General features: G+C 62.2%; 22 protein-coding genes. 9 read left to right on the plus strand and 13 right to left on the minus strand.

Going from position 1 to position 25,068, the window contains the following annotated elements; genetic code table 11:
• Positions 1 to 4 precede the first annotated feature (4 nt).
• From DDZ17_RS10725 to DDZ17_RS10740, 4 genes are all read left to right on the plus strand, one after another.
• Entirely contained in the window at positions 5 to 1,030 is a 1,026-nt protein-coding gene (locus DDZ17_RS10725; RefSeq protein ID WP_170150201.1) for an AraC family transcriptional regulator, read from the plus strand.
• Positions 1,031 to 1,137: 107 nt separating this feature from the next.
• A complete protein-coding gene (locus DDZ17_RS10730) occupies positions 1,138 to 1,917 on the plus strand; it encodes a glucose 1-dehydrogenase (protein WP_116366685.1) in 780 nt (259 codons plus the stop codon).
• Between the two features lie 314 nt (positions 1,918 to 2,231).
• Entirely contained in the window at positions 2,232 to 4,574 is a 2,343-nt protein-coding gene (locus tag DDZ17_RS10735; RefSeq protein ID WP_116366687.1) for a TonB-dependent receptor, read from the plus strand.
• Between the two features lie 134 nt (positions 4,575 to 4,708).
• The gene (locus tag DDZ17_RS10740) at positions 4,709 to 5,170 is read left to right on the plus strand and encodes a DUF3237 domain-containing protein (protein WP_116366689.1); all 462 of its coding nucleotides are present in this window, start codon (positions 4,709 to 4,711) and stop codon (positions 5,168 to 5,170) included.
• 24 nt (positions 5,171 to 5,194) lie between these two features.
• Here DDZ17_RS10740 and lipB read toward each other — a convergent pair whose 3' ends face one another.
• The 12 genes from lipB to DDZ17_RS10795 form a co-directional block, all read right to left on the minus strand.
• Complete coding sequence (gene lipB, locus DDZ17_RS10745; protein WP_170150202.1) at positions 5,195 to 5,812, minus strand: lipoyl(octanoyl) transferase LipB; 618 nt, start codon at positions 5,810 to 5,812, stop codon at positions 5,195 to 5,197.
• Between the two features lie 3 nt (positions 5,813 to 5,815).
• Positions 5,816 to 6,088, minus strand: coding sequence for a YbeD family protein (locus DDZ17_RS22640; RefSeq protein WP_170150203.1), 273 nt, complete (start codon positions 6,086 to 6,088; stop codon positions 5,816 to 5,818).
• Positions 6,089 to 6,189: 101 nt separating this feature from the next.
• Complete coding sequence (locus DDZ17_RS10750) at positions 6,190 to 7,353, minus strand: D-alanyl-D-alanine carboxypeptidase family protein (protein WP_116366691.1); 1,164 nt, start codon at positions 7,351 to 7,353, stop codon at positions 6,190 to 6,192.
• 52 nt (positions 7,354 to 7,405) lie between these two features.
• Entirely contained in the window at positions 7,406 to 8,224 is an 819-nt protein-coding gene (locus tag DDZ17_RS10755) for a septal ring lytic transglycosylase RlpA family protein (protein ID WP_116366693.1), read from the minus strand.
• On the minus strand, positions 8,221 to 9,207 hold the full coding sequence (gene mltB / locus DDZ17_RS10760) for a lytic murein transglycosylase B (protein ID WP_116366696.1): 987 nt from the start codon (positions 9,205 to 9,207) through the stop codon (positions 8,221 to 8,223). The genes DDZ17_RS10755 and mltB overlap by 4 nt, the downstream gene beginning before the upstream one ends.
• Positions 9,208 to 9,239: 32 nt before the next feature.
• A complete protein-coding gene (gene rodA, locus DDZ17_RS10765) occupies positions 9,240 to 10,379 on the minus strand; it encodes a rod shape-determining protein RodA (RefSeq protein WP_116366698.1) in 1,140 nt (379 codons plus the stop codon).
• Positions 10,379 to 12,262: a penicillin-binding protein 2 gene (gene mrdA / locus DDZ17_RS10770; protein ID WP_116366700.1), complete on the minus strand. Its 1,884-nt coding sequence runs from the start codon at positions 12,260 to 12,262 to the stop codon at positions 10,379 to 10,381. Before mrdA ends, rodA begins: the two co-directional genes overlap by 1 nt.
• 108 nt (positions 12,263 to 12,370) lie before the next feature.
• The gene (gene rlmH, locus DDZ17_RS10775; protein ID WP_116366702.1) at positions 12,371 to 12,841 is read right to left on the minus strand and encodes a 23S rRNA (pseudouridine(1915)-N(3))-methyltransferase RlmH; all 471 of its coding nucleotides are present in this window, start codon (positions 12,839 to 12,841) and stop codon (positions 12,371 to 12,373) included.
• Positions 12,841 to 13,260 (minus strand): ribosome silencing factor, encoded by a 420-nt coding sequence (gene rsfS / locus DDZ17_RS10780; RefSeq protein ID WP_116366704.1) that lies wholly within the window; start codon positions 13,258 to 13,260, stop codon positions 12,841 to 12,843. Before rsfS ends, rlmH begins: the two co-directional genes overlap by 1 nt.
• A gap of 28 nt (positions 13,261 to 13,288) precedes the next feature.
• The gene (nadD, locus tag DDZ17_RS10785) at positions 13,289 to 13,954 is read right to left on the minus strand and encodes a nicotinate-nucleotide adenylyltransferase (RefSeq protein ID WP_116366706.1); all 666 of its coding nucleotides are present in this window, start codon (positions 13,952 to 13,954) and stop codon (positions 13,289 to 13,291) included.
• Positions 13,951 to 15,366: a glutamate-5-semialdehyde dehydrogenase gene (locus DDZ17_RS10790; protein WP_116366708.1), complete on the minus strand. Its 1,416-nt coding sequence runs from the start codon at positions 15,364 to 15,366 to the stop codon at positions 13,951 to 13,953. The genes nadD and DDZ17_RS10790 overlap by 4 nt, the downstream gene beginning before the upstream one ends.
• Positions 15,367 to 16,144: 778 nt before the next feature.
• Positions 16,145 to 16,747, minus strand: a complete 603-nt coding sequence (locus tag DDZ17_RS10795; protein WP_116366710.1) for a peroxiredoxin — start codon at positions 16,745 to 16,747, stop codon at positions 16,145 to 16,147.
• A gap of 211 nt (positions 16,748 to 16,958) precedes the next feature.
• On the opposite strand from DDZ17_RS10795, the gene DDZ17_RS10800 reads away from it, so the two are divergent.
• Together DDZ17_RS10800 and bfr are read left to right on the plus strand one after the other, a co-directional pair.
• A complete protein-coding gene (locus DDZ17_RS10800; RefSeq protein WP_116366712.1) occupies positions 16,959 to 17,165 on the plus strand; it encodes a bacterioferritin-associated ferredoxin in 207 nt (68 codons plus the stop codon).
• Positions 17,166 to 17,348: 183 nt separating this feature from the next.
• Positions 17,349 to 17,831 (plus strand): bacterioferritin, encoded by a 483-nt coding sequence (gene bfr, locus DDZ17_RS10805; RefSeq protein ID WP_116366714.1) that lies wholly within the window; start codon positions 17,349 to 17,351, stop codon positions 17,829 to 17,831.
• Positions 17,832 to 17,875: 44 nt separating this feature from the next.
• On the opposite strand, the gene grxD is transcribed toward bfr, so the two are convergent.
• Entirely contained in the window at positions 17,876 to 18,205 is a 330-nt protein-coding gene (gene grxD / locus DDZ17_RS10810; RefSeq protein WP_116366716.1) for a Grx4 family monothiol glutaredoxin, read from the minus strand.
• Positions 18,206 to 18,442: 237 nt separating this feature from the next.
• Between grxD and uvrA the strand changes: the two genes are divergently transcribed.
• The 3 genes from uvrA to DDZ17_RS10825 all read left to right on the plus strand — a co-directional run bounded on the left by uvrA (position 18,443) and on the right by DDZ17_RS10825 (position 24,976).
• Positions 18,443 to 21,301 (plus strand): excinuclease ABC subunit UvrA, encoded by a 2,859-nt coding sequence (uvrA, locus tag DDZ17_RS10815; RefSeq protein ID WP_116366718.1) that lies wholly within the window; start codon positions 18,443 to 18,445, stop codon positions 21,299 to 21,301.
• 282 nt (positions 21,302 to 21,583) lie between these two features.
• Positions 21,584 to 23,854, plus strand: a complete 2,271-nt coding sequence (locus tag DDZ17_RS10820; RefSeq protein ID WP_116366720.1) for a serine/threonine-protein kinase — start codon at positions 21,584 to 21,586, stop codon at positions 23,852 to 23,854.
• Positions 23,855 to 23,902: 48 nt separating this feature from the next.
• On the plus strand, positions 23,903 to 24,976 hold the full coding sequence (locus tag DDZ17_RS10825) for an energy transducer TonB (RefSeq protein ID WP_157976576.1): 1,074 nt from the start codon (positions 23,903 to 23,905) through the stop codon (positions 24,974 to 24,976).
• Positions 24,977 to 25,068 lie beyond the last annotated feature (92 nt).

Genomic DNA, 25,068 nt, shown 5'->3' on the forward strand with positions numbered 1-25,068 from the left:
TACGTTGAAAGAGCACTTTACGAGTGAATTATCCCAGCTCAACCTGCAGCGCATTGTCTACGGCCTTAACCCTCTGGTATCACAATTGTCTGAACAGGGCATTGATAGCCAGGCGCTATTGGCGCAAGCGAACATCAGTGCGAATTCATTAAAAGATCCTGCTGCTGTGATGTCGCTCGAGCAGGAACAGACCTGCATTCTGGCGGCAATAGCGGCCAGCAATGATCCAGGGCTTGGACTGATCGTTGGCTCCCGATATCACTTGAGCGCTTATGGCGTACTCGGACTGGCGATGATTAGCAGCCGGGATCTGATAGAGGGGCTAGAGGGCGTCACGCATCTGAACGCTCTGACGTGGACCCGCTTGTTCTGGCGCCTGCTGGAAGATGAGTCCGACGCCATCCTTGAGGCCAGGGAGGTGGAACCCCTGTCACCCTGCCTTCATTACATGATTGAGCGTGATTTTATCGCCGTGAACATCATGTGCAGGGAAATGCTGGGTCTGGACAAAACCATCATGCGCGAGGTTCAGCTGAGCTACCCACCGCCGTGTTACGCGGGGCGCTACGCTGAGTTTTTTGGTTGCCCGGTTGTCTTTGGCGCCGAACACAATCGATTGATATTCGAGTCAAACTGGCTGCACCGGCCCCTACCCCAAGCCAATACAGCCATACATCAAGTATGCGTTGCGCAGTGCGAGGAAATGTTGGAACGCCTGCGCGACGAATCGTGTTACGCAGGCATCATCGAATACTTGATGGTTGACAGCAGCGGCGGATTTTTATCGTTGGAGAAGATTGCCGAGAAGCTCAATGCCTCGCCGCGCACCTTGCGGCGCAAGCTCGCGCAGGAGGGCACGAGCTACCAGGCCCTGCTCATGCAGGTTAGAAGCAATCTCGCAAAGGAACTTCTGCTTAGCGGAAAACTCACCGTTGAGCAGATCGCCAAACGGCTCGGCTATAGCGACTCTGCGTCGTTCTGTCACGCCTTCAAGCGATGGACAGGCCGCCCACCGAGCACCTATCGCTAGTTCCAGCGAATTGGCCGGAAATGGCAAATTTCTGGTCATTTGTAACAGTCACAATGCTACCGGAATGAACAACAATCCCCCTGCTTATTCTGCGGGAGTGTTGTGTCATGGCAGTTGATTCTAACGATAACAAAGTAGCGCTCATCACCGGCGCCGCATCCGGCCTGGGGCGAGCACAAGCCCTGAGGTTCTCTCGCGCCGGCGTCCACGTAGTCATCACAGACATTGACACCAGCGCTCTGCAGGCGCTGGAACAAGACATCGCTAAAGGCGGCGGCGCCGTGCTTGCCCTGGCGCATGACGTCACCCGTGATACGGACTGGGAAGCTGTGATCACCGCGGCACTGGCCCAATTTGGCCGCCTCGACATTCTGGTGAACAATGCCGGCGTCGGCTTGCCCAAAAGTGTTGAAGACACCAGTTTGGACGAGTGGCGGGCATTGCTTGCCGTGAATCTCGACGGTGTATTTCTCGGCACCAAAGCGGCCATCGTGGCCATGAAATCAAGCGGTGGTTCAATCGTGAATATCTCCTCCATCGAGGGAATCATCGGCGATCCGCTCACCGCCGCCTACAATGCCAGCAAAGGTGGGGTAAGAATCTTCACCAAGTCAGCGGCGCTACATTGTGCCGAGCAAGGTTACGGCATCAGGATCAACTCTGTTCATCCCGGTTTCGTAAATACACCGCTGGTATCGGATGGTCTCGCTTCCCTTCCACCGGAAGAAGGAGCCGCGTTCTTGCAGCGAATCGTCGACGCAATCCCCATGGGAAGAATGGGACTGCCCGAGGAGATTGCCAACGCGGTGTTTTTCCTCGCCAGCGACGAAGCCAGCTATATGACTGGCTCCGAGTTGGTGATTGATGGCGGCTACACAGCTAAATAGTACCCACCGCATTATTCCGCCTCATCGCATCTAAGCACATGGCCAGCGCCCGGGGAGGGAACATCACTCATTCGGTTATGGCCGCCAGAAACAAGATAGCGTCCACTTCTATCAGTTTCATTAGCCGATGACACCGCTACTCTTTTGCTCTCCGTTATGTAACGCCAGCATGCCTCGGCCACCTTTTCCAGGCCATGGAAAAGCGGAGATTCGACTCACGCGGCCTCGACGCATCACACATTACCTTGCCAATTTGCTCAACGTGTCAGCTGTGTGGCGCGCCAAGCATCAACAATAAAACACAGGAGAATCCTATGAACGGAACCAACAATAGATACCCAATGGCCCTGGCTGTTTTTCTTGCCAGCACTTCCGCTCCGACCATCCATGCAGCCATGCTGGAAGAGGTTGTAGTTACCGCACAAAAGCGCAGTGAGAGCGTGCAGGACATTCCCGTCGCGGTGACCGGGATGTCCGCCGACTCGCTGGAACAGTTTGGCTTCGAAGACGCTGGCGACATTTCTGCGCAGGTGCCCAATATGCAGTCCAGCGGCCCCTACGGCGATGTTCAACCGATATTTTCAATTCGCGGTGTCAGCATGTCGGACTACAACTCCAATCAGGCCAGCCCGGTCGGGGTGTATGTCGACGAGGCCTACTTGGGTGCCGTTTATACGCACGGTATGAATTTCTTTGATGTTGAACGTATCGAAGTACTGCGCGGGCCACAGGGCACCCTATACGGCAAAAACACCACAGGGGGTGCCATCAATATCATTACCCGAACACCTGACATTGATGGCCCGCTGACCGGGAACATAGCATTGGGGACCGGCAGCTACGGAGAGCGGAGTGCATCTGGCGCCATTGAAGGCACACTGATAGATGGCAGTCTCGCCGCCCGCGCCGCCTTCAACTACAAAAAGGATGACGGTTATTTTGACAACAAACTGGGTGGCGATGATATGGCCCAGACCGACTACCGCGCAGGCCGCATTGCGCTCAACTGGCAGGCCAGCGACAACTTTTCTGCCGTACTGAAATACACCGCTGGAAAATCCGACCCCATCGCCACACCACCCCGGGGAGAAGGCCGCATTCCGGTATCCGGGCTCGGCGACGTCGACATCACCGGCTACCAGAGGCCCAGCAGCTTCGATGCGTACGAAGGCGAGATCAACAAAGTCGGCCATACCAATGTGGATATCAACCAGACAACCCTGCGAATGACCTATGAAGGTGAAGCCTACACGGTCGTATCCGTCAGTTCCTGGTATGACGCGGAGTACTTCCAGGCTGCCGACACCGATGGCGGCCCTACACGAAACCTGGAAATTGACTGGCAATCATCCACCGAAGCGATAAGTCAGGATCTACGCTTAGTCTCCCAGTTCGACGGCATGTTCAACTTCATAGCGGGCATCTACTACGGGAAGGAAAAGCTGGATATGCACAACCTGCTAACGCTCTATGCTTCCCCAACCATCTTTGCGGGTAGCGCCACGGGTGACCTGTTGGCTCAGTACGGCACGTTTGATCAGCGCCAGGATACGGAAAAAGAAAGTGTCGCCGGCTATAGCCAGTTCGGCTGGGATATCACTGATCGACTCGGTTTGGATATCGGGGTTCGATATACCCGCGATGAAAACGAGCTGACCTACATCAACAGCTCTCGTCTGGATCTGGAAGGAAATCCGCTGGGAAGCTGGGTGCCAGGTAATATCACCGGCACACTGGTCGATGCGCCCTTTATACCACCAGAATCCGACCCCGCCGGCGTTGGTTTCTATATCAGTGGGCCCTATACCACAGCCTCGGGCCCCACTTTCGACAAAACAGAAAACGAATGGACCGGAAAGATCAGCGTAGACTACGCATTTTCCGATTCTCTCATGACCTACTTAAGCTACAGCCGAGGCTATCGAAGCGGCAGCTTCAACAGCGGTACTTACTACACCCCACGCATGCACGTCGATGACATCTACGCATCGCCTGAATTCGTCAACACCTGGGAAGCCGGATTTAAATCGGATTTACTCGATCAGCGCCTGCGGATCAATGCGGCCGCCTTTTTCTATGACTACAAGGATCAGCAGTTCATCAACGTAGTGGGGGTTTCCTCCAACCTGCAGAACGCCGGAAGCTCGGAGATTTACGGGCTGGAACTGGAACTGTGGGCCCGGCCCAGCGAAAACCTGACCATCCAGGCAGCCATCGGTTGGCTGGAGACAGAATTCAACACGCTGGAACTGGGTGATTCGGTAAATGGCGGCACCATCGACCTGTCCGGCAATGAGCTGATTTCCGCGCCCAAGCTGAACTTTAGCCTAGCCGCCGATTACGACATACGGCTTTCCGACTGGGGGTCATTGCGGGCACATGTCGATACCAGCTATCAGGATGACCAATGGTTCAGTGCCTACAACGACGATATCGGCTACGGCCACATTCAGCAGGATGGCTACTGGCTGCTGAACAGCCGGTTATCGCTGCTATTTGGCGAAGCGGAAAACTACACACTCGCCATCTGGGGCAAAAACCTGGCCGATGAGGAATACGATTCTTACGCAATCAATCTTCAATCCGGGTTTGGCTACGACTATTTTCTCGCTGGAGCACCGCGCACTTACGGTATCGAATTTTCCTACAACTTCTGACGACAGGCCGCGCCATGCCACAGTCTTTCGTTGCAGATACAGCCACTGGACAAGTGCGCCTGCATACCGCATCGAGACAGGCACTGTGCGCACGCCTGTAACACAACACTTACCCCAACAAGGAAGTTCTCACCATGTTTGAATTCGAGATGGACCATCTATTCTCCTACCACGCAATACTGCAATCGCCGCCGGAGGTCATCGGCCCTGTCGCCGAGGGGTTGAGGCTGAATTACTACGTGACGGGCGGTGAGGTCAGCGGCCCCAGGGTGAGGGGAAAAGTGCGCCCAGTCGGCGCAGACTGGCTGACCATCCGCACAGATGGTGTGGGAATTCTGGATGTTCGCGCCACCATTGAAACACACGATCAGGCCCTGATTTACATTGCTTATCAGGGGGTCGCCGACTTCGGCGAAAACGGCTACAAGGCCGCCCTTGACGGCGACTTGCCGGCAACAGTGGGACTACGTTGCGCACCCCGACTGCAAAGTTCACACCCGGATTACCTCTGGGTTAATCGCATCCAATGTGTGCTGGTTGGCGAGTCCGATGTCGTCAATAGCATCGTCTCCTACGATGGCTATGCGTTGCGGTAGCACATCGACAGGCGTTCTGACCGCTCACTGCTTAAGTTGGTGGGCCACCGCTGACAATAGCCTGTCCCCCACCTCCTCCATATCCAGCGCTTGCCCCGGCAGGCAGCGGGCCATGGAGGTTACCTGCAGGCCCTCGTAACCGCAGGGGTTGATGCGGCTGAAGGGTTCGAGGTCCATATCCACATTGAGCGACAGCCCGTGGTAACTGCAGCCGCGACGCAGGCGCAGGCCCAGCGAGGCGATTTTGTCGGCCCCTACGTAAACTCCCGGCGCCTCGGGCTTGGGGGCCGCGGCGATACCGTAGGCAGCCAGCAGGTCGACGATGGCCTGCTCTATGACATCCACCAGCGCCCTCACCCCCAGGCCCCGGCGTTTGATATCCACCATGAGGTAAAGCACCCATTGGCCGGGGCCGTGATAGGTCACCTGGCCGCCGCGATCCACCTGCACCACGGGGATATCGCCCGGCGCCAACACGTGTTCGGCCTTGCCGGCGCGGCCTTGGGTAAATACACGCGGGTGCTGCAGCAACCACAGTTCGTCGGGGCTGTCGGCGTTGCGCTCGTCGGTGAGGGCTTTCATGGCCTCGAAGGTGGGCAGGTAATCCGCTTCGCCGAGGCGCTTGCACAGTAGCTCAGCCACCGCTCAGATCACCATCTGCACCAGGCCGGTGGCCATGAGGTCTTCGTGCAGGGCCTTGAGCTGCTCTGGCCCGGTGGCGGTGATGGTGATGGTGATGGAGGTGAAAGTGCCCTTGCTAGACCCCTTCACCACGATGGTTTCGCTGTCAAAACCCGGCGCATGACGCTCGAACACCGCCAGCACGGTGGGGCGGAATTCAGCCTTGTCGCGTCCCAGCACCTTGATCGGGTAATCACAGGGAAACTCTATTTTCGGAGGGTCTTGCTGCTCACTCATCGCTCTGCTCTCGGTACTCGGCTCTCGGCTCTCGGCTCTCGGCTCTCGGCTCTCGGCTCTCGGCTCTCAGCTAAAGGCTCCTGGCTCTATTCCAGTTGCCACTACTGCGCGCTGAACAGGGAGGCGAACCACATCAGTATCATGTCCCAGAGGCGGGAGAAGAAGCCGCCTTCCTCAATGGCCTGCAGTGCCACCACCGGGGCTTCGAACACGGCCTCGCCGTCCAGGGTGAGGCGCACGGTGCCCACGGTGTCACCGCGCTCCAGCGGGGCAACCAGGGGGTCGTTGAGCACAAGCTCGGTGCTGATCTGGTCCTGCTTGCCCCGGGGCAGTGTGGCCCGCGCTTCGTCCAGCAGGCCGACCGAGACGTAGTCTTCCACGCCCTTCCAAATGCGGGGTTTTTCCAGCTCTTGCCCGGCGCTGAACAGTTCGGCGGTTTCAAAGAAGCGGAAGCCGTAGTTCAGCAGGCCGCGGGTTTCGTTCTTGCGCGAGTTGGGACTGGCGGTGCCCATGACCACCGACACCAGGCGCATGTCGCGGCGCTTGGCCGAGGCCACCAGGCAGTACCCCGCCTCCTGGGTGTGGCCGGTCTTTAATCCGTCCACGCTGGGGTCTTCGGCCAGCAGGGTGTTGCGGTTGTACTGCTTGATGCCGTTGTAGGTGAAGTCGCGCTCTTTGTAGAGGGCGTAATGCTCAGGGAAATTACGGATCATCGCCACCGCCAGTATGGCCAGGTCGCGCGCGGTAACCACGTGGTTCGGGTCGGGCAGGCCGTGGGAGTTCACAAAGTGGGAACTGGTCATGCCCAGGGCCTCGGCATGGCTGTTCATCATGTCGGCAAAGGCCGATTCACTGCCCGCGACATGCTCGGCCACCGCAACGGTGGCATCGTTGCCGGAGGAGATAATGATGCCGCGCTCCAGATCCTCCACGGACACATCCTTGCCGGGCTCGATCCACATCAGGGAGGAGCCTTCAAACAGCGGGTTCTGGGACCAGGCGTTCTCGCTGACCACCACCATGTCGTCCTTCTTGACCCGACCGGCCTCGATTTCGCCGGCCAGTACATAGGCCGTCATCATTTTGGTCAGGCTGGCCGGCGGTAGCGGCACGTCGGCGTTGTGCTCCACCAGCACGGCACCGCTGTTGGCATCCATCAGAATGTAGGCCTCAGCGGCGACCTGCGGCGGCGAGGGCACAATGGTGGCGGCCTGCGCCAGGGTGGTGGTGAAAGCCAGAAAAATCAGTGTTGCAAAGCGCTTCATAAAGCTTAAAACCCTGTATGTCGCGTAAGGTGAAAAATGAAAATGGCTGGGGTCAGGGCAGCAGTTGCCCGCTACCGTAACCGCCTGCCTCCAGCTGTTCCTGCAAGGCCAGCAGCGCCTCGTTGTCGTTCAGCGGGCCGATACGCACCCGGTACAGCAGCTTGCCGGCGGACTCCACCGGCGCCACAAACACCGGCGCGTCGGTTTTGGTGGCCAGCTGGCGGGTGAGCTGCTTGGCCGACGCCTCGGTGCTGTAGGCCCCAAGCTGCAGATAGCGGTAGTCGCCCAGCGGCGTGCCGCGGCGGTCGTCCACCCCGGCCACGGCCAGCACTTCCACTTCCACCGGCGCGGTGCCCTGCTCCATGTACCCGAGTTTGACCGCCGCCCCGTAGGACAGGTCGATCAGGCGGTCTGAGTGGAAGGGGCCGCGATCGTTCACCCGCACCACTACACTGCGCCCGTTGTCCAGGTTGGTTACCCGGGCGTAACAGGGAATGGGCAGGGTTTTGTGAGCGGCGGAGGCTGCATAGAGATCATAGACCTCGCCATTGGAGGTTTTACGCCCGTCAAATTTAGTGCCGTACCAGGACGCGATGCCGCGCTCGCGGTACTGGTGGTGGCTGTCGAGGATTTCGTAGGTCACCCCGTTGACGGTGTAGGGACTTTTGTTGCCGAGCGACAGGATGGGGTCGGGCCGCGGCACGGCATCGGCCACCTGGTCGGGCGTGATATGTCGCAAGGGCGCACCGTCGGAAACCTCAGGGCCTGTCGGCGCCGGCGGTGGCGGTGCTGGCTGTTGTGGGCCGGTGGTACAGGCCGTAACCAGGGCGGCCAGCAGGGCCAGGGCCGCGGCGTAGCGCAATGACCTCACGGTGCCACCCCGTCAGCAATGCGCTGGCTGAGCTGGTAAACGCTCATGGCGTACATGCTGCTGTGGTTGTAGCGAGTAATCACGTAGAAGTTCTGAAGCCCCAGCCAGTACTCGTAGCCCTGCTCGGTTTCAAAGCGCACGGCGGTGGCGGGCTGGGCCGGGTCCAGGCCCTCGGTCACCGGTTGCAGGCCGGTGGCCGTGTAGTCGGCCAGGCTGCGCTCGGGCTTGAGACTGGCGTTGAACCACGCATCCGGCACCTCGCCCTGCAGGGTCGCCGCGCTCACCACCGGCTCACCGGCGCTCCAGCCATGGCGCTTGAAGTAGTTGGCAACGCTGCCGATGGCATCGACGGGGTTGTTCCAGATGTCGGTTTTGCCGTCGCCGTCAAAGTCGACGGCGTAGCTGCGGTAGCTGCTGGGCATGAACTGGCCGTAGCCCATGGCGCCGGCGTAGGAGCCCTTCTGCGCCAGCGGGTCCATGCCCTGTTCACGGGTCAGCAGCAGGTAGTTTTTCAGCTCCTTGCTGAAAAAGGCCGAGCGACGGGGATAGTCAAAGGCCAGGGTGGACAAGGCGTCCATCACCCGGTAATTGCCGGTGATGCGGCCGTAGAAGGTTTCCACCCCGATGATGGCGACGATAATCTCCGCCGGCACGCCGGTTTCGGCTTCGGCGCGCGCCAGGGTGTCGCGGTGGGCGGCGTAGAACTCGCGGCCTTCGCGCTCGCGCTTCTCGGTCAGGAAAATCTGCCGGTACGCGTACCAGGGCTTGGTTTTTTCCGCCGGGCGGGAGATGGCGTCGATAATGCTCTGCTGGTGTTCGGTCTTGGCAAACAGGGCTTGCAGCGCGGCGCGCTCAAAGCCTTCTTCGGTGACCAGTTCCTCGATCATTGCCTGCGCCTGCGGATTGTCGGCGTAGTTTTGCGCCAGCGTCGAAAGGGGCATCAGTGCGGCGGCGGCCAGGGCGAGAATGAGGGGTCTTACCATTTACGGATCTCCAGAGGTTGGGCCGGGCGGGCTCAGTGCACCACGCGCCGCGGTTCTGTGCTGACCGCCATCAGCAGGCCGAAACCCGCCATCAGCGTCACCACTGAGGTGCCACCGGCGCTGACCAGCGGCAGCGGCACACCCACAACCGGCAACAGGCCGGCAACCATGCCCATGTTAACAAAGATGTATACGAAAAACGTCAGCGTGAGGCTGCCGGCCATCAAGCGGCCGTAGCTGCTTTGGGCGTGGATGCCAATCCAGAAGCCGCGCAGCAGAATCAGCAGATACAGCCCCATGAGGATGATGACGCCGCGCAGGCCCCACTCCTCCGCCAACACCGCGATGATGAAATCGGTATGGCTTTCGGGCAGGAAGTCCAGCTGTGACTGGGTGCCCTTGAGCCAGCCCTTGCCCTCCCAGCCACCGGAGCCGATGGCGGTCTTTGACTGGATGATATTCCAGCCCGCGCCGAGCTTGTCGCTCTCGGGGTTGAGCAGGGTCAGGATACGCTGCTGCTGGTATTCCTTGAGGCCGTACATCCACACCGGCCAGGCCGAGGCCACCGCCAGCAGCACGGCGCCAAAAATGTAGCCCCAGCCAATGCCTGCCATAAACACCACAAACAACCCACTGGCGGCAATCAGCAGCGCGGTGCCAAGGTCCGGCTGGATCAGTATCAACGCCGCGGGTATGGCGATAATGCCCAGGCAGGCCACAATGTATTTGAAGCGCGGCGGCAGGGTGCGATCTGCCAGGTACCAGGCCACGGTCATCGGCACCGTGAGCTTCATGATTTCCGAGGGCTGGAAACGGAAGCCGCCAATCGACAGCCAGCGCTGTGCCCCCTTGGCGCCGACCCCGGCGATATCCACCGCCACCAGCAGGGCCACGCCCCCGAGGTAAAACCACGGCCCCCAGCGCTGGAAACGCTGCAGACTGATCTGGGCGGCGGTAATCATCACCGCAAAGCCCACCAGGAAAAACCGGCCCTGGCGGATAACTGCCCCCATATCCTGCCCGGAGGCGCTGTACAGCACCACCAGGCCAAACAGCGTCAGCGCCAGCAGCAGGCCCAGCAGCGGCACATCCAGGTGAAAGCGCTGGGTGGCCCCGGGGCGGCGGGCCAGGCCCGCGGAGCTGCCCGGCAGCTGGCGCACATAATCTCCCATCAGTTGGCCTCCACCGGCCCGGCCACATCGGCTGCTACCGCCGGGTTTTCTTCGTCAAGCAGCCAGGCATCGATCACCTGGCGCGCAATGGGGTAGGCCGCGCTGCTACCGCCGCCGTTTTCCACAATCACCGCCACCGCGATGGTGGGGTTTTCCAGCGGCGCGAAAGCAATGAACAGGCCGTGGTTCCGGTGCCGCTCGGCCACTTCTTCCTCCCGGTAGATTTCGCCCTGGGCAATGCCAATCACCTGGGCGGTGCCGGTCTTACCGGCCATTTCGTACTGGATGCCCTTGGCGATTTTGCGCGCTGAACCGCGCCGGCCGTGCACCACCTCGCGCATGGCCGCCTGCACCGCCTGCCAGTGCGCCTCGCTGCCGGGCACCGGTGGCAGTTGCGGGGCACTCACCGCTTCGCCGTTGATGGCTTGCACCAGCCGCGGGGAGTAGTGCGTGCCGTGGGTCGCCAGGGCGGTGGTGGCCACCGCCAGTTGCACCGGGGTGGCCAGCATATAACCCTGACCGATACCGGCGCTGATAGTTTCGCCCGGGTACCAGGGCTGGTTCATGGCGTCGCGCTTCCAGCGCGTGGAGGGCAGCACGCCGCGGCGCTCGTTGGTGGTGTCGATGCCGGAGCGCTCCCCCAGGCCGAAGGGGTGCAGGTACTCGTACATGCCATCGATGGTCATGCGCCGGGCCAGGTCGTAGAAGTACACATCGCAGGATTCGGCGATGGCCATCTCCAGGTCCACCCGCGGCGCGTGGCCGGTGCCGCGAATCTTCAGAATCCAGTCGCGGTAGCGGCGCGAATCACCGGGCAGGCTGTACCAGCCTGGGTCCGCCACGGTGTACTCCGGCGTGACCAGCCCCGACTCCAGCCCCGCCATCGCCAGCATGGGCTTGATGGTGGACCCGGGCGGATACTGGCCCTGCACCGCGCGGTTGAACAGCGGCACGTCGGGAGAGTCGCGCAGGGCGCTGTAATCGGCCGAGCTGATGCCGTTGACGAACAGGTTGCTGTCATAGCCCGGGGTGGACACCAGCGCCAGCACGCCCCCGGTGGCCGGGTCCATCGCCACTACAGCGCCGCGCTGCTCCCCCAGGGCCTCAAAGGCCACCCGCTGCAGTTCAATGTCCAGGTGCAGCACCAGGTCGGCCCCGGGTTTGGGGTCGAAGCGCTCCAGCACACGCAGCACGCGGCCGTGGGCGTTGGTTTCCACGTTCTGGTAACCCACGTCGCCGTGCAGGATGTCCTCGTAGTACTTCTCCACCCCCACCTTGCCGATATGGAAGGTGCCACGGTAATCAGAGGCATCCAGCTCGAAGGTCTCGCGCTCGTTGATGCGCCCCACGTAGCCAATGGCGTGGGAGAACAGTTCACCATGGGGGTAGTGGCGCAATAGCTGGGCCTCTACGGTGACACCCGGCAGGCGGTGGCGGTTGACCGCCAGCACCGCCCGTTCGCCCTCGGTCAGGCGAAAGCGCAGGGGCACGGCCTCGTAGGGCCGGCGCTGGTTTTTCTTCTTATAGAAGGCCTCAAGGTCGGACTCTGAAATCGGCACCAGTTGCTGCAGCTCAGCCAGAGTCTGCTCCAGGTCCGGCACCCGCTCCACCACAATGGACAGCAGGTGGCTGGGGCGATTGTCCGCCAGCAGGATGCCGTTGCGGTCGTAGATGAGCCCCCGTTTGGGCGGCAATGGTTGCAGCTGCACCCGGTTGCGCTCGGACTGGGTGCGATAGGTTTCGTACTCGGTGATCTGCAGGGTGTGGTAGCGCGCCAGGATAAGCCCGAGCAGGCCCATCACAATCAGAATCGCCGTGACGGTGCGTGCGCTGAAGATGCGGGCTTCCCGATTGGGGTCTTTGAGGGCGATGTGCTGCGGCATCAGCGGGAAATAAGCAGCGCCAGCCTGGTGAGCAAGGCGAATGTTTTGGGCATTACGAGCACCGCCAGGGGTTCAGATGTCGAGCGCAGTAGCTTTGCAGGAGTTTCGTCAGTCGCGATGATACGGGTGGTTCACCGTAATTGTCCAAGCCCGATACAGTTGTTCTGCCAAAACAATGCGCACCAGCGGGTGCGGCAGGGTCAGGGGGCCTAGCGACCAGCGCCGCTCTGCCCGCTCAAGGCAGGCCGGGGAGAGGCCGTCGGGCCCGCCGATCAGCAGGCTGTAGTTGTCGCCGGACATCTGCCAGCCGGCCAGCTGTTGCGCCAGCTCCGGGGTGGACCAGCTTTTGCCTTTGACATCCAGGGCGATCACCCGGTCGCTGTCAGGCACGGCCTTCAGTATCTGCTCGCCCTCAGCCTTGCGCAGTTGCTCGGGCTTGCTATCGCGGCCGCGGCGGGCCAGGGGGATTTCCTTCCACTGGAGCTTCAGTTCACGGGGCAGGCGCTTTTCGTACTCGCCGACCCCGGCGTCTACCCAGGCGGGCATCTTGCCGCCCACGCAGACAATGCAGAGGCGCATCAGTCCTGCTCGGTTCTTTTCTCCGAACCCTTCTCCGAACCCTTTTCCGAACCCGTCTCCGCGCCCTTCTCAGTCCCCTGCTCGGCGCCAGATGCCGCCGGTTTCACCCACAGGCGCTCCAGGTCGTAGAAGTCGCGGGTTGCCGGCAGCATGACATGCACCACCACATCGCCAAAATCCACCAGTACCCACTCGCCGGCGTCTTCACCCTCTACGCCCAGTGGCCTGGCGCCCTGTTTCTTGGCCTCCACCACCACATTGTTGGCCAGGGATTTCACATGGCGATTGGAGGTGCCACTGGCAATCACCAGATAGTCCATGACATCGGTGAGGCCGGTGACGTCCAGGGTGACCGTGTTGACCGCCTTGAGGTCATCCAGTGCGGTTTCGACGATGTGCTTGATCTGCTCTGCTTGCATCCAGTTTTCCAGCGGTTGTTGACGACGATCAGGCTCCGTTGCCTGTGCCGCGATAGAGTTGATGGGTTTCAATATAGTCCAGTACCGGCTCCGGCAGCAGGAAACGCGGAGAACGCCCCTCTGCCAGCAGCGCCCGAATGTCGGTGGAGGCGATGGCCAGCGGGCGCAGCGCCAGCGTCAGCACGGCTCCCGCGGGGCGTTGGCGCAATTCCGCTGGCTCAGTTACTCGGTGGCGCCCGAGCCACTCGGCCACCGCGCCGTGCTGCGGCAATGCCCAGCCCGGGCGGGCAATAATCACCAGGTGGGCGTAATCCAGCAGGGCCTGCCAACGGTGCCAGCTATCCAGCGTTGCTACCGCATCAAAGCCCAGCACCAGGCACAGGGGCCGTTCGCCACCCAACTCCCCGCGCAGGCTGGCCAGCGTATCCACCGTGTAAGACAGCCCGGCTCTTTCGAGCTCCCGGCGGTCGCAGCGCAGGCGGGGCTCGCCGGCCACGGCCAGTTCCACCATGGCCGCGCGCTGCCGGGCGCTGCAATCCGGCGCCTCGCGGTGCGGCGGGCGGGCGCAGGGAATCAAGCGCAGGTGCTCCAGCTCCAGCCGCTCCACCAGTTCCAGTGCCGAGCGCAGGTGGCCGTGATGGATGGGGTTGAAGGTGCCACCCAGCACGCCAATTGGCGCCACCTGCGGGCTCAAGAGCGGATCTGCCCCTCGCCGAACACCACGTACTTCTGCGATGTCAGGCCTTCCAGCCCCACCGGGCCCCGGGCGTGCAGCTTGTCGGTGGAAATGCCGATCTCGGCCCCCAGGCCGTATTCAAAGCCATCGGCAAAGCGGGTGGAGGCATTGATCATCACCGAGCTGGAGTCCACCTCGCGCAAAAAGCGCATGGCGCGGCCGTGGTCGCGGGTGACAATGCTGTCGGTGTGCTGGGAGCTGTAGGCATTGATGTGGGCAATGGCGGCGTCCAGGTCATCCACCACGCGAATGGCCAGCACCGGCGCCAGGTACTCCTCGCGCCAGTCCTGCTCGGTGGCAGCGGCAATGGCGGGCAACACCGCGCGGGTTTGCTCGCAACCGCGCAGTTCCACACCCTTGTCGCCGTAGGCCTGCGCCAGCCGCGGCAGAATCGCCGGGGCCTCGCTGGCGGCCACCAGCAGGGTTTCCAGCGTATTGCAGGTGCCGTAGCGATGGGTTTTGGCATTCAGGGCAATGTTGAAAGCCATGTCGAGGTCTGCCCCCTCGTCAATGTAGACATGGCAGATACCGTCCAGGTGCTTGATTACCGGCACCCGCGCATCGCGGCTGATGCGCTCAATCAGCCCCTTGCCGCCCCGCGGCACAATCACGTCCACATAGTCAGGCATGGCGATCAGGTGGCCCACAGCGGCGCGATCCGGCGTGTCCAGCACCTGCACCGCGGTCTCTGGCAGGCCGGCACTGCGCAGACCCTCGGCCAGGCAGGTGGCAATGGCGCCATTGGATGCCAGCGCCTCGGAGCCGCCGCGCAGGATGGTGGCATTGCCAGACTTAAGGCACAGGCTGGCCGCCTCCACTGTCACATTGGGCCGGGATTCGTAAATGATGCCGATCACCCCCAGGGGGACGCGCATCTTGCCTACCTGAATGCCGCTGGGGCGGGTGTTGAGGTCGGTGATGCTGCCCACCGGGTCGGGCAGGGCCGCTACCTGGCTGAGCCCTTCGAGCATGGTATCGATGCGCGCGGGGGTCAGCTCGAGACGATCCAACAGGGCGGCGTCGAGGTGGTTTTCGCGGCCGCGGGCCATGTCGCGGGCGTTGGCTTCGGCCAGTGCGGCGCGGGCGCCGTCGATGGCATCGCGCGCGGCGAGCAGGGCGGCGTTGCGGGTGGCGGTACTGGATGCGGCCACTTTGGCGGCGGCTTGCCGGGCCTGGCGGCCGAGGCGGTCCATGTACTGGGCGATGTCGATCTGTTCCGCGGTGTGCATTGGGTTGACTGTGCTGGGCTTGGTAAGGGGCGGGATTATACCTGATGTGGAGGGCGCTGGGGTTGCTGTGTCTGGGGGCTGGGGACTTGCTGGTGCTCTGGTCTTTTCGCTCTGATTTGGGCGGCCTCGCGGCCGCTGCATCGCCGCCGACAGGTGAAACCCTTTTGCTACATTCCAGGCGTTCGGTGTGCCTTCCTATTGTTGTTTTTACCTCGTTAGTTGCGGACGGCTTTGGTCTGGGCTTAGGTGTGCACAGTATCAGAGGCACGTAGATCGTTCTGAAGTTCGGCAGTGCCCTTCGCGATGCCTGGAGACGAAGTAAGTGGAGACCGAGCCCACAGCCGCCGCCTTCCAAGTCCGCAAAAGGGTTTCACCTGTCGACGTCCATGCGGGTGCCAGGGGCAGGGTTGTCACTGCGGGTGGAGAGGGTTGACGCTGCAGGTTAAGTGGCCTTTGGGCTGCCTACGCTTCGACAGCGCCATAGCTTCGCTTTCACACCCAATCCACCCCCTACTCCCGCAACCCCCACAAAAGTCAAAACCATGTGACGCTGCATCGCCACCGACGCGTTGCCGGTGAACAGGTGAGTCTTTTACGGACTTGGAGGGCGTCGGATGCGAACTCGGTCTTCACTTACCTCGTCTCGCGGCATCGCGAAGGGCACTACCGAACTTCAGAACGATCAACGTGCCTCTGATACTGTGCACTCATGTGCCACAACCAAAGCCGGCTGCAACTAACGAGGTACAACCAACCAAAGGAACGCGCACCGCATGCGCCCGTAATGGAGTAAAAGCGCTCACCTGATCGCCGGCAACGCAGCGGCCCAAGGGGCCGCCCAACGAGCCGCCCCTAAGAAGCCACAAACAAAAAACGCGAACCGAAGCCCGCGTTTCTCGCAACTGCTTGCCTTAATGGCTTACAGCTTGTCGGCGTTGTCCGACAGGTAAGCAGCGACACCGTCCGGAGACGCATCCATGCCCTTGTCGCCTTTGTTCCAGCCAGCCGGGCACACTTCACCGTGCTCCTCGTGGAACTGCAGCGCCTCAACCAGGCGGATCAGCTCGTCGATGTTGCGGCCCAGCGGCAGGTCGTTGACCAGCTGCGAGCGCACCAGGCCTTCTTTGTCGATCAGGAAGGCGCCACGGAAGGCCACGCCACCGGCGGACTCCACATCAAAAGCGCGGGCGATGTCGTGATTGACGTCGGCGGCCATGGTGTAGGACACCGCGCCAATGCCGCCCTTCTCGACCGGCGTGTTACGCCAGGCATTGTGAGTGAACTGGGAATCGATGGACACGGCCACCACTTCCACACCCAGCTCGCGGAACTTGTCCATGCGGTGATCAAGGGCGATCAGCTCGGAGGGGCAAACGAAGGTGAAGTCCAGCGGGTAGAAGAACACCAGGCCGTATTTGCCGGCCATTTGCTCGGAACGCTTGTAGGAATCAACGATTTCACCACTGCCCAGTACAGCAGCGACATCAAAATCCGGTGCGGGTTTACCGACTAATACGCCCATTGTCTTAACTCCATTGGTTTGGCTTGGGGATGGCAGATGCCCGGCGCTGCCGGGCCGATTGCGCGTTGCAGTTTACACAGTGCGGGCGGCGGCGGCCATTTCAAGGGGCAGGCGCCCACACATTCCTGAACTTTCTGTCATTGAATACTGTTGACAACCATTCTCATTAGCATTACTTTGCGAATCAACAGATCCTGACAGGTGGCGTCCCATGTACGTCTGCATTTGCAAAGGCATTACCGATACCCAGATTCGCGCGGCGGTGCAAGATGGCGCCAGCAGTATCCGTGAGGTGCGCAGCGCCCTGGGTGTGGCCAGCCAGTGCGGCAAGTGCGGTATTCTCGCCCGGGACATTGTGCGGGAATCGCTGGACAGTCTGCCCGGCGCCGAGCAGCAGCTCTTCTATGCCGTGACCTGAACACAAAACGCATCACCAACCCCGCCCGGCCAGCGCCGCGCGGGGTTTTATTTTGCCTAAAACACCTGATAATCACTCTGATTGCGATTCAAAATATTCAATAAAATCAATAACTTAGCTTGACATATCGGCTTGTATAGCCCACTCTTCCCCTATCTACAACTCACGGTGGAGGCACACGCTATGAAAGGCGACGCAAAAGTCATCGGGCACCTGAACAAAGTGCTCGGCAACGAGCTGGTGGCAATCAACCAGTATTTTCTGCACGCAAGGATGTACAAGGACTGGGGCCTGAAGGAACTGGCCGATCACGAGTATCACGAGTCCATCGACGAGATGAAGCACGCGGATGCGCTGATCGAGCGCATTCTGTTCCTGGAGGGCCTGCCCAACCTGCAGGATCTGGGCAAGCTGCTGATCGGCGAGAACACCAAGGAAATGCTGGAGTGCGACCTCAAGCTGGAACACACCGCCCACCAGGATCTGAAGGACGGCATCCAGTATTGCGAGTCAGTGGGTGACTACATTTCCCGCGACCTGCTCAAGGACATCCTCGAATCCGAGGAGGAGCACATCGACTGGCTGGAGACCCAGCTGGGGCTGATCGAGAAGGTGGGCCTGCAGAACTACCTGCAGACCGCCATGCACACCGTCAAGCCAGACTGAACCCCGTGCGCCACCCCGCGGCAAGCGGGGTGGCAGCCTGCGCCTCAGGCGGACTGCTGCGCCGCCGCGGCTTCTTTGATCAGGGTTTCCAGCTCCCCGCTCTCAGCCATTTCGGCCACGATATCGCAACCGCCAACCAACTCGCCATTCACCCACAGCTGGGGGAAGGTCGGCCAGTTGGCGTACTTCGGCAGGTTGGCGCGGATGTCCGGGTTGGACAACACGTCAACGTAGGCAAAGCGCTCGCCGCAGGCCATCAGCGCCTGCACGGTGCGGGCGGAAAATCCGCACTGGGGCTGGTTGGGGGAACCCTTCATGTAGAGCAGGATGGGGTTGTTCTCGACCTGTTCCTTGATGGTTTCCATTATGTCCATGGTATCGCTCGTCCTGTTGGGCACTGCCCACTACCTAAGATGTGAAATGTACCGGAGACATCCGGCCCGGCGCGGCCGCCGTATACCACTGACAGTACGACGCCGGCCGCGCAGTTTACCCTATTTCGACGGCACTTTGGCGTCCGCAGTTCCGCCCGGGGCCAGCGGCTTTGCCAGCTATCCGGCCCCCGGCATATACTGCGCCGTTTGACTCCCAGCCGCTGTATCAGGTGACTCATGGAAACGATCCACGTCCGCGGGGCGCGCACGCACAACCTCAAGAATATCGACCTGGATATTCCCCGCGACAAACTGGTGGTGATCACCGGCCTGTCTGGCTCGGGTAAGTCCTCCCTGGCCTTTGACACCCTCTACGCCGAGGGTCAGCGGCGCTATGTGGAGTCGCTCTCTACCTATGCGCGCCAGTTCCTGTCGATGATGGAGAAGCCCGACATCGACCATATCGAGGGCCTCTCGCCAGCCATTTCCATCGAGCAGAAGTCCACCTCCCACAACCCCCGCTCCACCGTGGGCACCATTACCGAAATCTACGACTACCTGCGCCTGCTGTACGCCCGCGCCGGCGAGCCGCGCTGCCCGGACCACGACATCAGCCTGCAGGCCCAGACCGTGAGCCAGATGGTGGATTCGGTGCTGGCCTTGCCCGACGGCAGCAAGCTGATGCTGCTGGCGCCGGTGGTGCGCGACCGCAAGGGGGAGCACCTGCACGTCTTCGAGGAGCTGCGCGCCTCGGGCTTTGTGCGCGCGCGCATCGACGGCATTGTCACCGACCTGGATGATGTGCCGGCGTTGGACAAAAAACGTAAGCACCGCATCGAGGTGGTGGTGGATCGTTTCAAGGTGCGCGACGACCTCAAACTGCGCCTGGCAGAATCCTTCGAGACCGCGCTGGAACTCACCGACGGCCTGGCCACCGTGAGCTGGATGGACGGCGATGGCGAGGACATTATGTTTTCGGCCCGCTTCGCCTGCCCCGAGTGTGGCCACAGCATCGACGAGCTGGAGCCGCGGCTGTTCTCCTTCAACAACCCGGCGGGCGCCTGCCCCGGCTGCGACGGGCTGGGGGTAAAGCAGTACTTCGACGCCGAGCGTATCGTGCTGCACCCCCAGGCCAGCCTGTCCGAAGGGGCCATCCGCGGCTGGGACCGGCGCAACGTTTACTACTTCCACATGCTCACCAGCCTGGCGGATCACTACGGCTTCGACATCGACACGCCCTTCCAGAAGCTGAAAAAACAGCACCGGGAGGTGATTCTGCGCGGCAGCGGCAAGGAGGAAGTGGCCTTCTCCTACATCAACGACCGCGGCGATGTATTCAAGCGCACCCACCCCTTCGAGGGCATTCTGCCCAACATGGAGCGCCGCTACCGCGACACCGAGTCCCAGTCGGTGCGCGAGGAACTGGCCAAATACCTCTCCACCCAGCCCTGCCCGGATTGCGAGGGCACCCGCCTGCGCCGGGACGCCCGCCACGTATTCGTGGACAACCGTACCCTGCCGGACATCACCAACCTGCCGGTAGGCGAGGCGGAAATCTACTTTGAAAACCTGAAGTTGGAGGGCCGCCAGGGGGAGATTGCCAGCAAGATCCTCAAGGAACTGCGCGCCCGCTACCGCTTCCTGGTGGATGTGGGGCTGAACTACCTGACCCTGAACCGCAGCGCCGAAACCCTGTCCGGCGGCGAGGCCCAGCGCATTCGCCTGGCCTCGCAGATCGGCGCCGGCCTCGTTGGCGTGATGTACATCCTGGACGAGCCCTCCATCGGCCTGCACCAGCGCGACAACGAGCGTCTGCTCAACACCCTCACCCACCTGCGCGACCTGGGCAACACCGTGCTGGTGGTGGAGCACGACGAAGACGCCATCCGCACCGCGGACCACGTCATCGACATCGGCCCCGGCGCCGGCGTGCACGGCGGCCGTATTGTCGCCCAGGGCAGCGTGAAGGACATCATCGCCCACAAGGACTCCCTGACCGGCGCCTACCTGTCGGGCAAAAAGGCCATCGCGGTGCCCGCCAAGCGCATTGCACGGGATAAAAAGCGTGAAATCCGACTCACCGGCGCCCGCGGCAACAACCTGCAGGGCGTGGACCTGGCGCTGCCGCTGGGCCTGCTGACCTGCGTGACGGGCGTGTCCGGCTCCGGCAAGTCCACCCTGATCAACAACACCCTCTACCCCCTGGCGGCCACCGCCCTGAACGGCGCCACCACCCTCAGCGCCGCGCCGCACCAGGGCATCGAAGGGCTGGAGCAAGTGGACAAATGCATCGACATCGACCAGAGCCCCATCGGCCGCACCCCGCGCTCCAACCCCGCCACCTACACCGGCATTTTCACCCCGGTGCGGGAGCTGTTCGCCGGCACCCAGGAAGCCCGCTCCCGCGGCTACAAACCGGGCCGCTTCAGCTTCAACGTCAAGGGCGGGCGCTGCGAGGCCTGCCAGGGCGACGGCGTCACCAAGGTGGAAATGCACTTTTTGCCGGACATCTACGTGCCCTGCGACATCTGCAAGGGCAAGCGCTACAACCGCGAAACCCTGGAAATCCGCTACAAGGGCAAGAACATCCACGAAGTGCTGGATATGACCGTGGAGGACGCGCTGGCCTTCTTCGACGCCGTGCCCGCCATTGCTCGCAAACTGCAGACCCTGATGGACGTGGGCCTGTCCTACATCCGTCTCGGCCAGGCCGCCACCACCCTCTCCGGCGGTGAAGCCCAGCGGGTCAAGCTGTCGCGGGAGCTGTCCAAGCGCGATACCGGCCAGACCCTCTACATCCTCGACGAGCCCACCACCGGCCTGCACTTCGAGGACATCCGCCAGCTGCTGGAGGTGCTGCACCGCCTGCGCGACCACGGCAACACCGTGGTCATCATTGAGCACAACCTGGACGTGATCAAAACCGCGGACTGGATTGTGGATCTGGGCCCCGAGGGCGGCTCCGGCGGTGGCCAGATCATCGCCACCGGCACGCCGGAGGAGGTCGCCGGCGCCAAAGGCTCCCACACCGGCCGCTTCCTGGCGCCACTGCTGAAGAAAACGCGCAAACCGCGCACGCGCGGCAAGGCGGCGTAAACCGCAGGTAGGGCGCCCCACATCTGCCGCTTTGCGGCCAGATTGCCGGCGCCCACGCCACACGGCCTGCCCACATTGTAAACAGCAGGCCGTTGCTCCCGATCTTGAATTAGCGCACAACTTAGTGAATTTTCCCGGCGGAATGTGTCCAAAATGGGTACATTACTGGCGGGATTCCGCTTTTTGTGTGACGAAGTGGATTCCGGTAATTTACACTGCGTTGCAGCGGACGCACCGCAGCTTATTACTGACTGACTTCGACAGGGACGACTCGCCTCAGCCATGGCCACGTTTGAGATTCCGGGTTATGAGATTTACGAGCAGCTCGGCCGCGGCGGCATGGCCAGTGTCTACCGCGCGCTGCACATCAATCTCGACCGTGAAGTCGCGATCAAGGTCATCGACACCGACAAGATCGCCGACGAATCCTTCTCAGAGCGTTTTGTGCGCGAAGCGCGCATCTCCGCGCGCCTGTCCCACCCCCATATCCTGCAAATCTACGACGTCAACGTCTATCGCAGCCTGAATTACATTTCCATGGAGCTGCTGCACGGCGGCGACCTGGAAGACATCATTCGCGGCGCCATGAGCCAGCGCACCATCTACCAGGTGATGGCGCAGATGACGGCGGCACTCGACTACGCCGCCACCAAGGGCTACGTGCACCGGGACATCAAGCCCAGCAACATCATGATGCGCGGACCCGATGACTTTGTGCTGGCCGACTTCGGCATCGCCAAGGCGGCGGACTCCAGCACCCAGATGACCCAGGCAGGCCTGCTGGTGGGCACACCCAGCTACATGAGCCCCGAACAGGCCGAGGGCATTGCCCTGGACGGGCGCTCGGACCTGTACAGCCTGGCGGTGGTGGCCTACGAAATGCTCACCAAAACGGTGCCCTACGAGGCGGATTCCGCCGTCAGCACGGCGGTCAAACACCTCACCGAGAAAATCCCCCGCCTGCCCAGGCGCCTGGCCGCCTACCAGCCCTTCCTCGACAAGGGCATGGCCAAAAAGCCCGACGAGCGCTTCCAGTCCGGCTACGAAATGTACGAAGCCTTCTGCGCCGTGCGCAACCAATTCAGCGATGACGATGTTCTGACCCCGCCCAGGGACCACATTCCCCAGCGGCGCACGCCCGCCATGGGCACCCAGGTAGAGGGTTTGGACGGCGACCGTACGGCGGTCTGGAGTGATACCGGCAGCCCCATCGGCAGCCGGGTGTCTGGCGGTTACCAGTTAACATCAAGCCACGGCGACGATGTGATCAGCGGCATTCGCAACGAGCGGCGCTCGGGGGCCTCGCGGCGCCGCTCCGGCGGCGGCAAATGGGCCCTGGCGGCGACCGTGGTGGCGCTGGTGGCCGGTGGCGGCGGCTACCTGTACTGGCAGCAGCAGGGGGCAGCGCACAGCGAGGCCCTGGCCACAGTGCAGGACCCACAGCTTGAAAAGCTACTTGGAGAGGCGAATACCGCCCTGGCCGCCAACGATCTGGAGCTGGCCAGGGAGCGGCTCGATAGCGCCGCAGCCCTCGCCCCCGGTCATGCCGCCGTGGCCCAGGTGGAGCGCAACTGGCTGGATGCACGTGAAGCCCAGCAGCAACGTGGCGCCGAGGAGGTGCAGCGGGTAACCGCGCAAAACCTGGAGGTACTGCTGAACGACGGTCGCTCCCTGGCAGACAGCGGCGATGCCGCGGCGGCGGGGGAAAAGTTTCGCACCGCTCTGCGCCTTGATCCGGACAGCGCAGACGCCCAACGCGGGCTGGATGCCGCCATCAAGCAACTGGCCGACAGCGCCGAAGCCGCCATAGCCGAAGGGGATTTCACGCCGGCAAAAAGCGCCCTGGAAGCCGCCTTGGCACTGGCCCCCAACGCCGATGCACTGAACCAGCGCCTGGCCGATCTGCCGGCGCTGGCCGAGGCACAGGCTCAGCAACAGCACGTGAGCGAGGGCCAGGCGCTGCTAACGAAGCAGCAATACAGCGCAGCCGCCAAGGCCTTCGCGGCCGCCGACCCCAATACCCCCGGTGCCAGGGACGGCCTTGCCGCCAGTGCCGATGGCCTGGTCAAGGCCGCACGGCAGGACGTGCAGCAGCACCGCTATGCCGAGGCCCGGGAGCGGCTCAAGGCCGTCCAGCAGTGGCTGCCGGACCACCCGGAAGCCGCCGCCCTGCTCGCCGACATACCCGCGCAGGAGCAAGCCTGGCAGCAGGAGCAGGCCGCTATTGCCGCGCGCAAAGCCACCGCCAACCGCCGCGCCAGCGAGGCCCTGCAGGCGGTCAGCAGCGGCGACCTGGGCGCCGCCCGCCGCGGTTACGATGCCCTGATGGCGGAGTTTCCTGACATGGCCGTTACCCGCGATGTGCGCAAGCGCCTGCTGGACGCCTACGCGGATGCGGTGCGCGGAGAAATTGAAGTGAAGTCCTGGGACACCGCCCAGGGCCTCATCGCCGAGGGCCAGGTGCTGGCGCCGGAACTGGCCGTGTGGCAGGAATTAAAGGAAGAAGTGGAATACCTGTCGGCCAACGACCGCCGCCGACTCGGCGCGTACTGACCAAATACTGCTAGACTAGGCGATTTCCGCCCGTCAGGAATGCCCAGCATGAGCGCAACCTTTCCTCTCCGTATCCTGCGCAGCGCCGCCCGGGCGCTGGCTGCCGGTAGCCTTGTCATCGGCGCCCTGCCCGCCCTCGCCCAGGGCGGCTTTGTGCCCCCCGAGCGCATCAGCGGCAGCTCCCCCTCTCTGGACGCAAGCTTTACCCAGGAGGCCTGGCTGGTCTACACCTACACGGTGGGCGAAAACGGCAATGTGGCAGACGCCACTATTCAAAGCTCCAACGGCATTCCCAGCGTCGACACCCACATGCTGAACCAGATACAGGCCATGCGCTTTACGCCGGCCACCCGTAACGGCACGCCGGTGGAGGTGCCCGCCGGGCCGGTGGTGTACACCTGGATTCTGGACATCCCGCGGGCGATGAGCCCCGCTTACAACACCACCTACGAACAGGCCTGGGAAAAATTCCGCGCCGGCGACTACGATGGTGCCTTCGACCTGGCCGCCCAACTCAAAGAAATGCCCGGGCGCAATGCCTATGAAGACGTAAAGTTCCAGATACTCGCCGCCTCCATCGCCAGCCGCTGGGACGACCCCGCCACGGAAATGCAGCACCTGAAGCGGGTGATGGAATTCCAGAACCTGGCGGACCGCAATCGCTTCAAGCATCCCTACGTGGAGCCGGAGCACTACGCGCTGATGCTGGCGCGGGTGCACACCCTGCAACTGGACAACAACCAGCTGGCGGACGCCCAGGCCACCTTTAACCAGATCATGATGCGCGGCTCCGGCGACGAGCTGATCCAGAAGGTCCAGAGTGCCCAGCAGGCTGCCCAGGCGCGCTTTCTGGCCAACCCCGATGTGGCGACCCGAGGCGAACTCACCCCCCTCTATCGCGGCGGCCCCGGTGCCTGGGAAACGCGCCTGACGCGAGATAACTTCAACCTGCAGCAGGTGCGCGGGGATATCAGCTGGGTCTACCTGGCTTGCCTTGGCAACGAGCAGCAACTGCCCTACCCCAGCTCGCGGCCCTGGACGGTGCCCGCCGGCTGGAAGGAGTGCAAGGTGGAAATCAGCGGACGCGCGGGAACACGCTTTGAATTGCACCAACTAAAATAGGCGCTTACTGGGATAGGCACCTACTGGGATAGCCGCTCTCTACAGACACAAAAAAGCCGGGATAAACCCGGCTTTTTTGTAGGCTGTGCAAT

The sequence above is a fragment of the Parahaliea mediterranea genome (assembly GCF_003402235.1).
Taxonomy (GTDB): Bacteria; Pseudomonadota; Gammaproteobacteria; order Pseudomonadales; family Halieaceae; genus Parahaliea; species Parahaliea mediterranea.

Coding starts and splice junctions, on each gene's coding strand:
- DDZ17_RS10820 (WP_116366720.1), top strand. CDS start 21,584: ATGGCCACGTTTGAGATTCCGGGTTATGAGATTTACGAGCAGCTCGGC.
- rsfS (WP_116366704.1), bottom strand. CDS start 13,260: ATGCAAGCAGAGCAGATCAAGCACATCGTCGAAACCGCACTGGATGAC.
- DDZ17_RS10790 (WP_116366708.1), bottom strand. CDS start 15,366: ATGCAGCGGCCGCGAGGCCGCCCAAATCAGAGCGAAAAGACCAGAGCA.
- DDZ17_RS10735 (WP_116366687.1), top strand. CDS start 2,232: ATGAACGGAACCAACAATAGATACCCAATGGCCCTGGCTGTTTTTCTT.
- DDZ17_RS22640 (WP_170150203.1), bottom strand. CDS start 6,088: ATGAGTGAGCAGCAAGACCCTCCGAAAATAGAGTTTCCCTGTGATTAC.
- rodA (WP_116366698.1), bottom strand. CDS start 10,379: ATGGGAGATTATGTGCGCCAGCTGCCGGGCAGCTCCGCGGGCCTGGCC.
- mrdA (WP_116366700.1), bottom strand. CDS start 12,262: ATGCCGCAGCACATCGCCCTCAAAGACCCCAATCGGGAAGCCCGCATC.
- bfr (WP_116366714.1), top strand. CDS start 17,349: ATGAAAGGCGACGCAAAAGTCATCGGGCACCTGAACAAAGTGCTCGGC.
- DDZ17_RS10730 (WP_116366685.1), top strand. CDS start 1,138: ATGGCAGTTGATTCTAACGATAACAAAGTAGCGCTCATCACCGGCGCC.
- DDZ17_RS10740 (WP_116366689.1), top strand. CDS start 4,709: ATGTTTGAATTCGAGATGGACCATCTATTCTCCTACCACGCAATACTG.
- rlmH (WP_116366702.1), bottom strand. CDS start 12,841: ATGCGCCTCTGCATTGTCTGCGTGGGCGGCAAGATGCCCGCCTGGGTA.
- DDZ17_RS10825 (WP_157976576.1), top strand. CDS start 23,903: ATGAGCGCAACCTTTCCTCTCCGTATCCTGCGCAGCGCCGCCCGGGCG.
- mltB (WP_116366696.1), bottom strand. CDS start 9,207: ATGGTAAGACCCCTCATTCTCGCCCTGGCCGCCGCCGCACTGATGCCC.
- DDZ17_RS10795 (WP_116366710.1), bottom strand. CDS start 16,747: ATGGGCGTATTAGTCGGTAAACCCGCACCGGATTTTGATGTCGCTGCT.
- uvrA (WP_116366718.1), top strand. CDS start 18,443: ATGGAAACGATCCACGTCCGCGGGGCGCGCACGCACAACCTCAAGAAT.
- grxD (WP_116366716.1), bottom strand. CDS start 18,205: ATGGACATAATGGAAACCATCAAGGAACAGGTCGAGAACAACCCCATC.
- DDZ17_RS10750 (WP_116366691.1), bottom strand. CDS start 7,353: ATGAAGCGCTTTGCAACACTGATTTTTCTGGCTTTCACCACCACCCTG.
- DDZ17_RS10800 (WP_116366712.1), top strand. CDS start 16,959: ATGTACGTCTGCATTTGCAAAGGCATTACCGATACCCAGATTCGCGCG.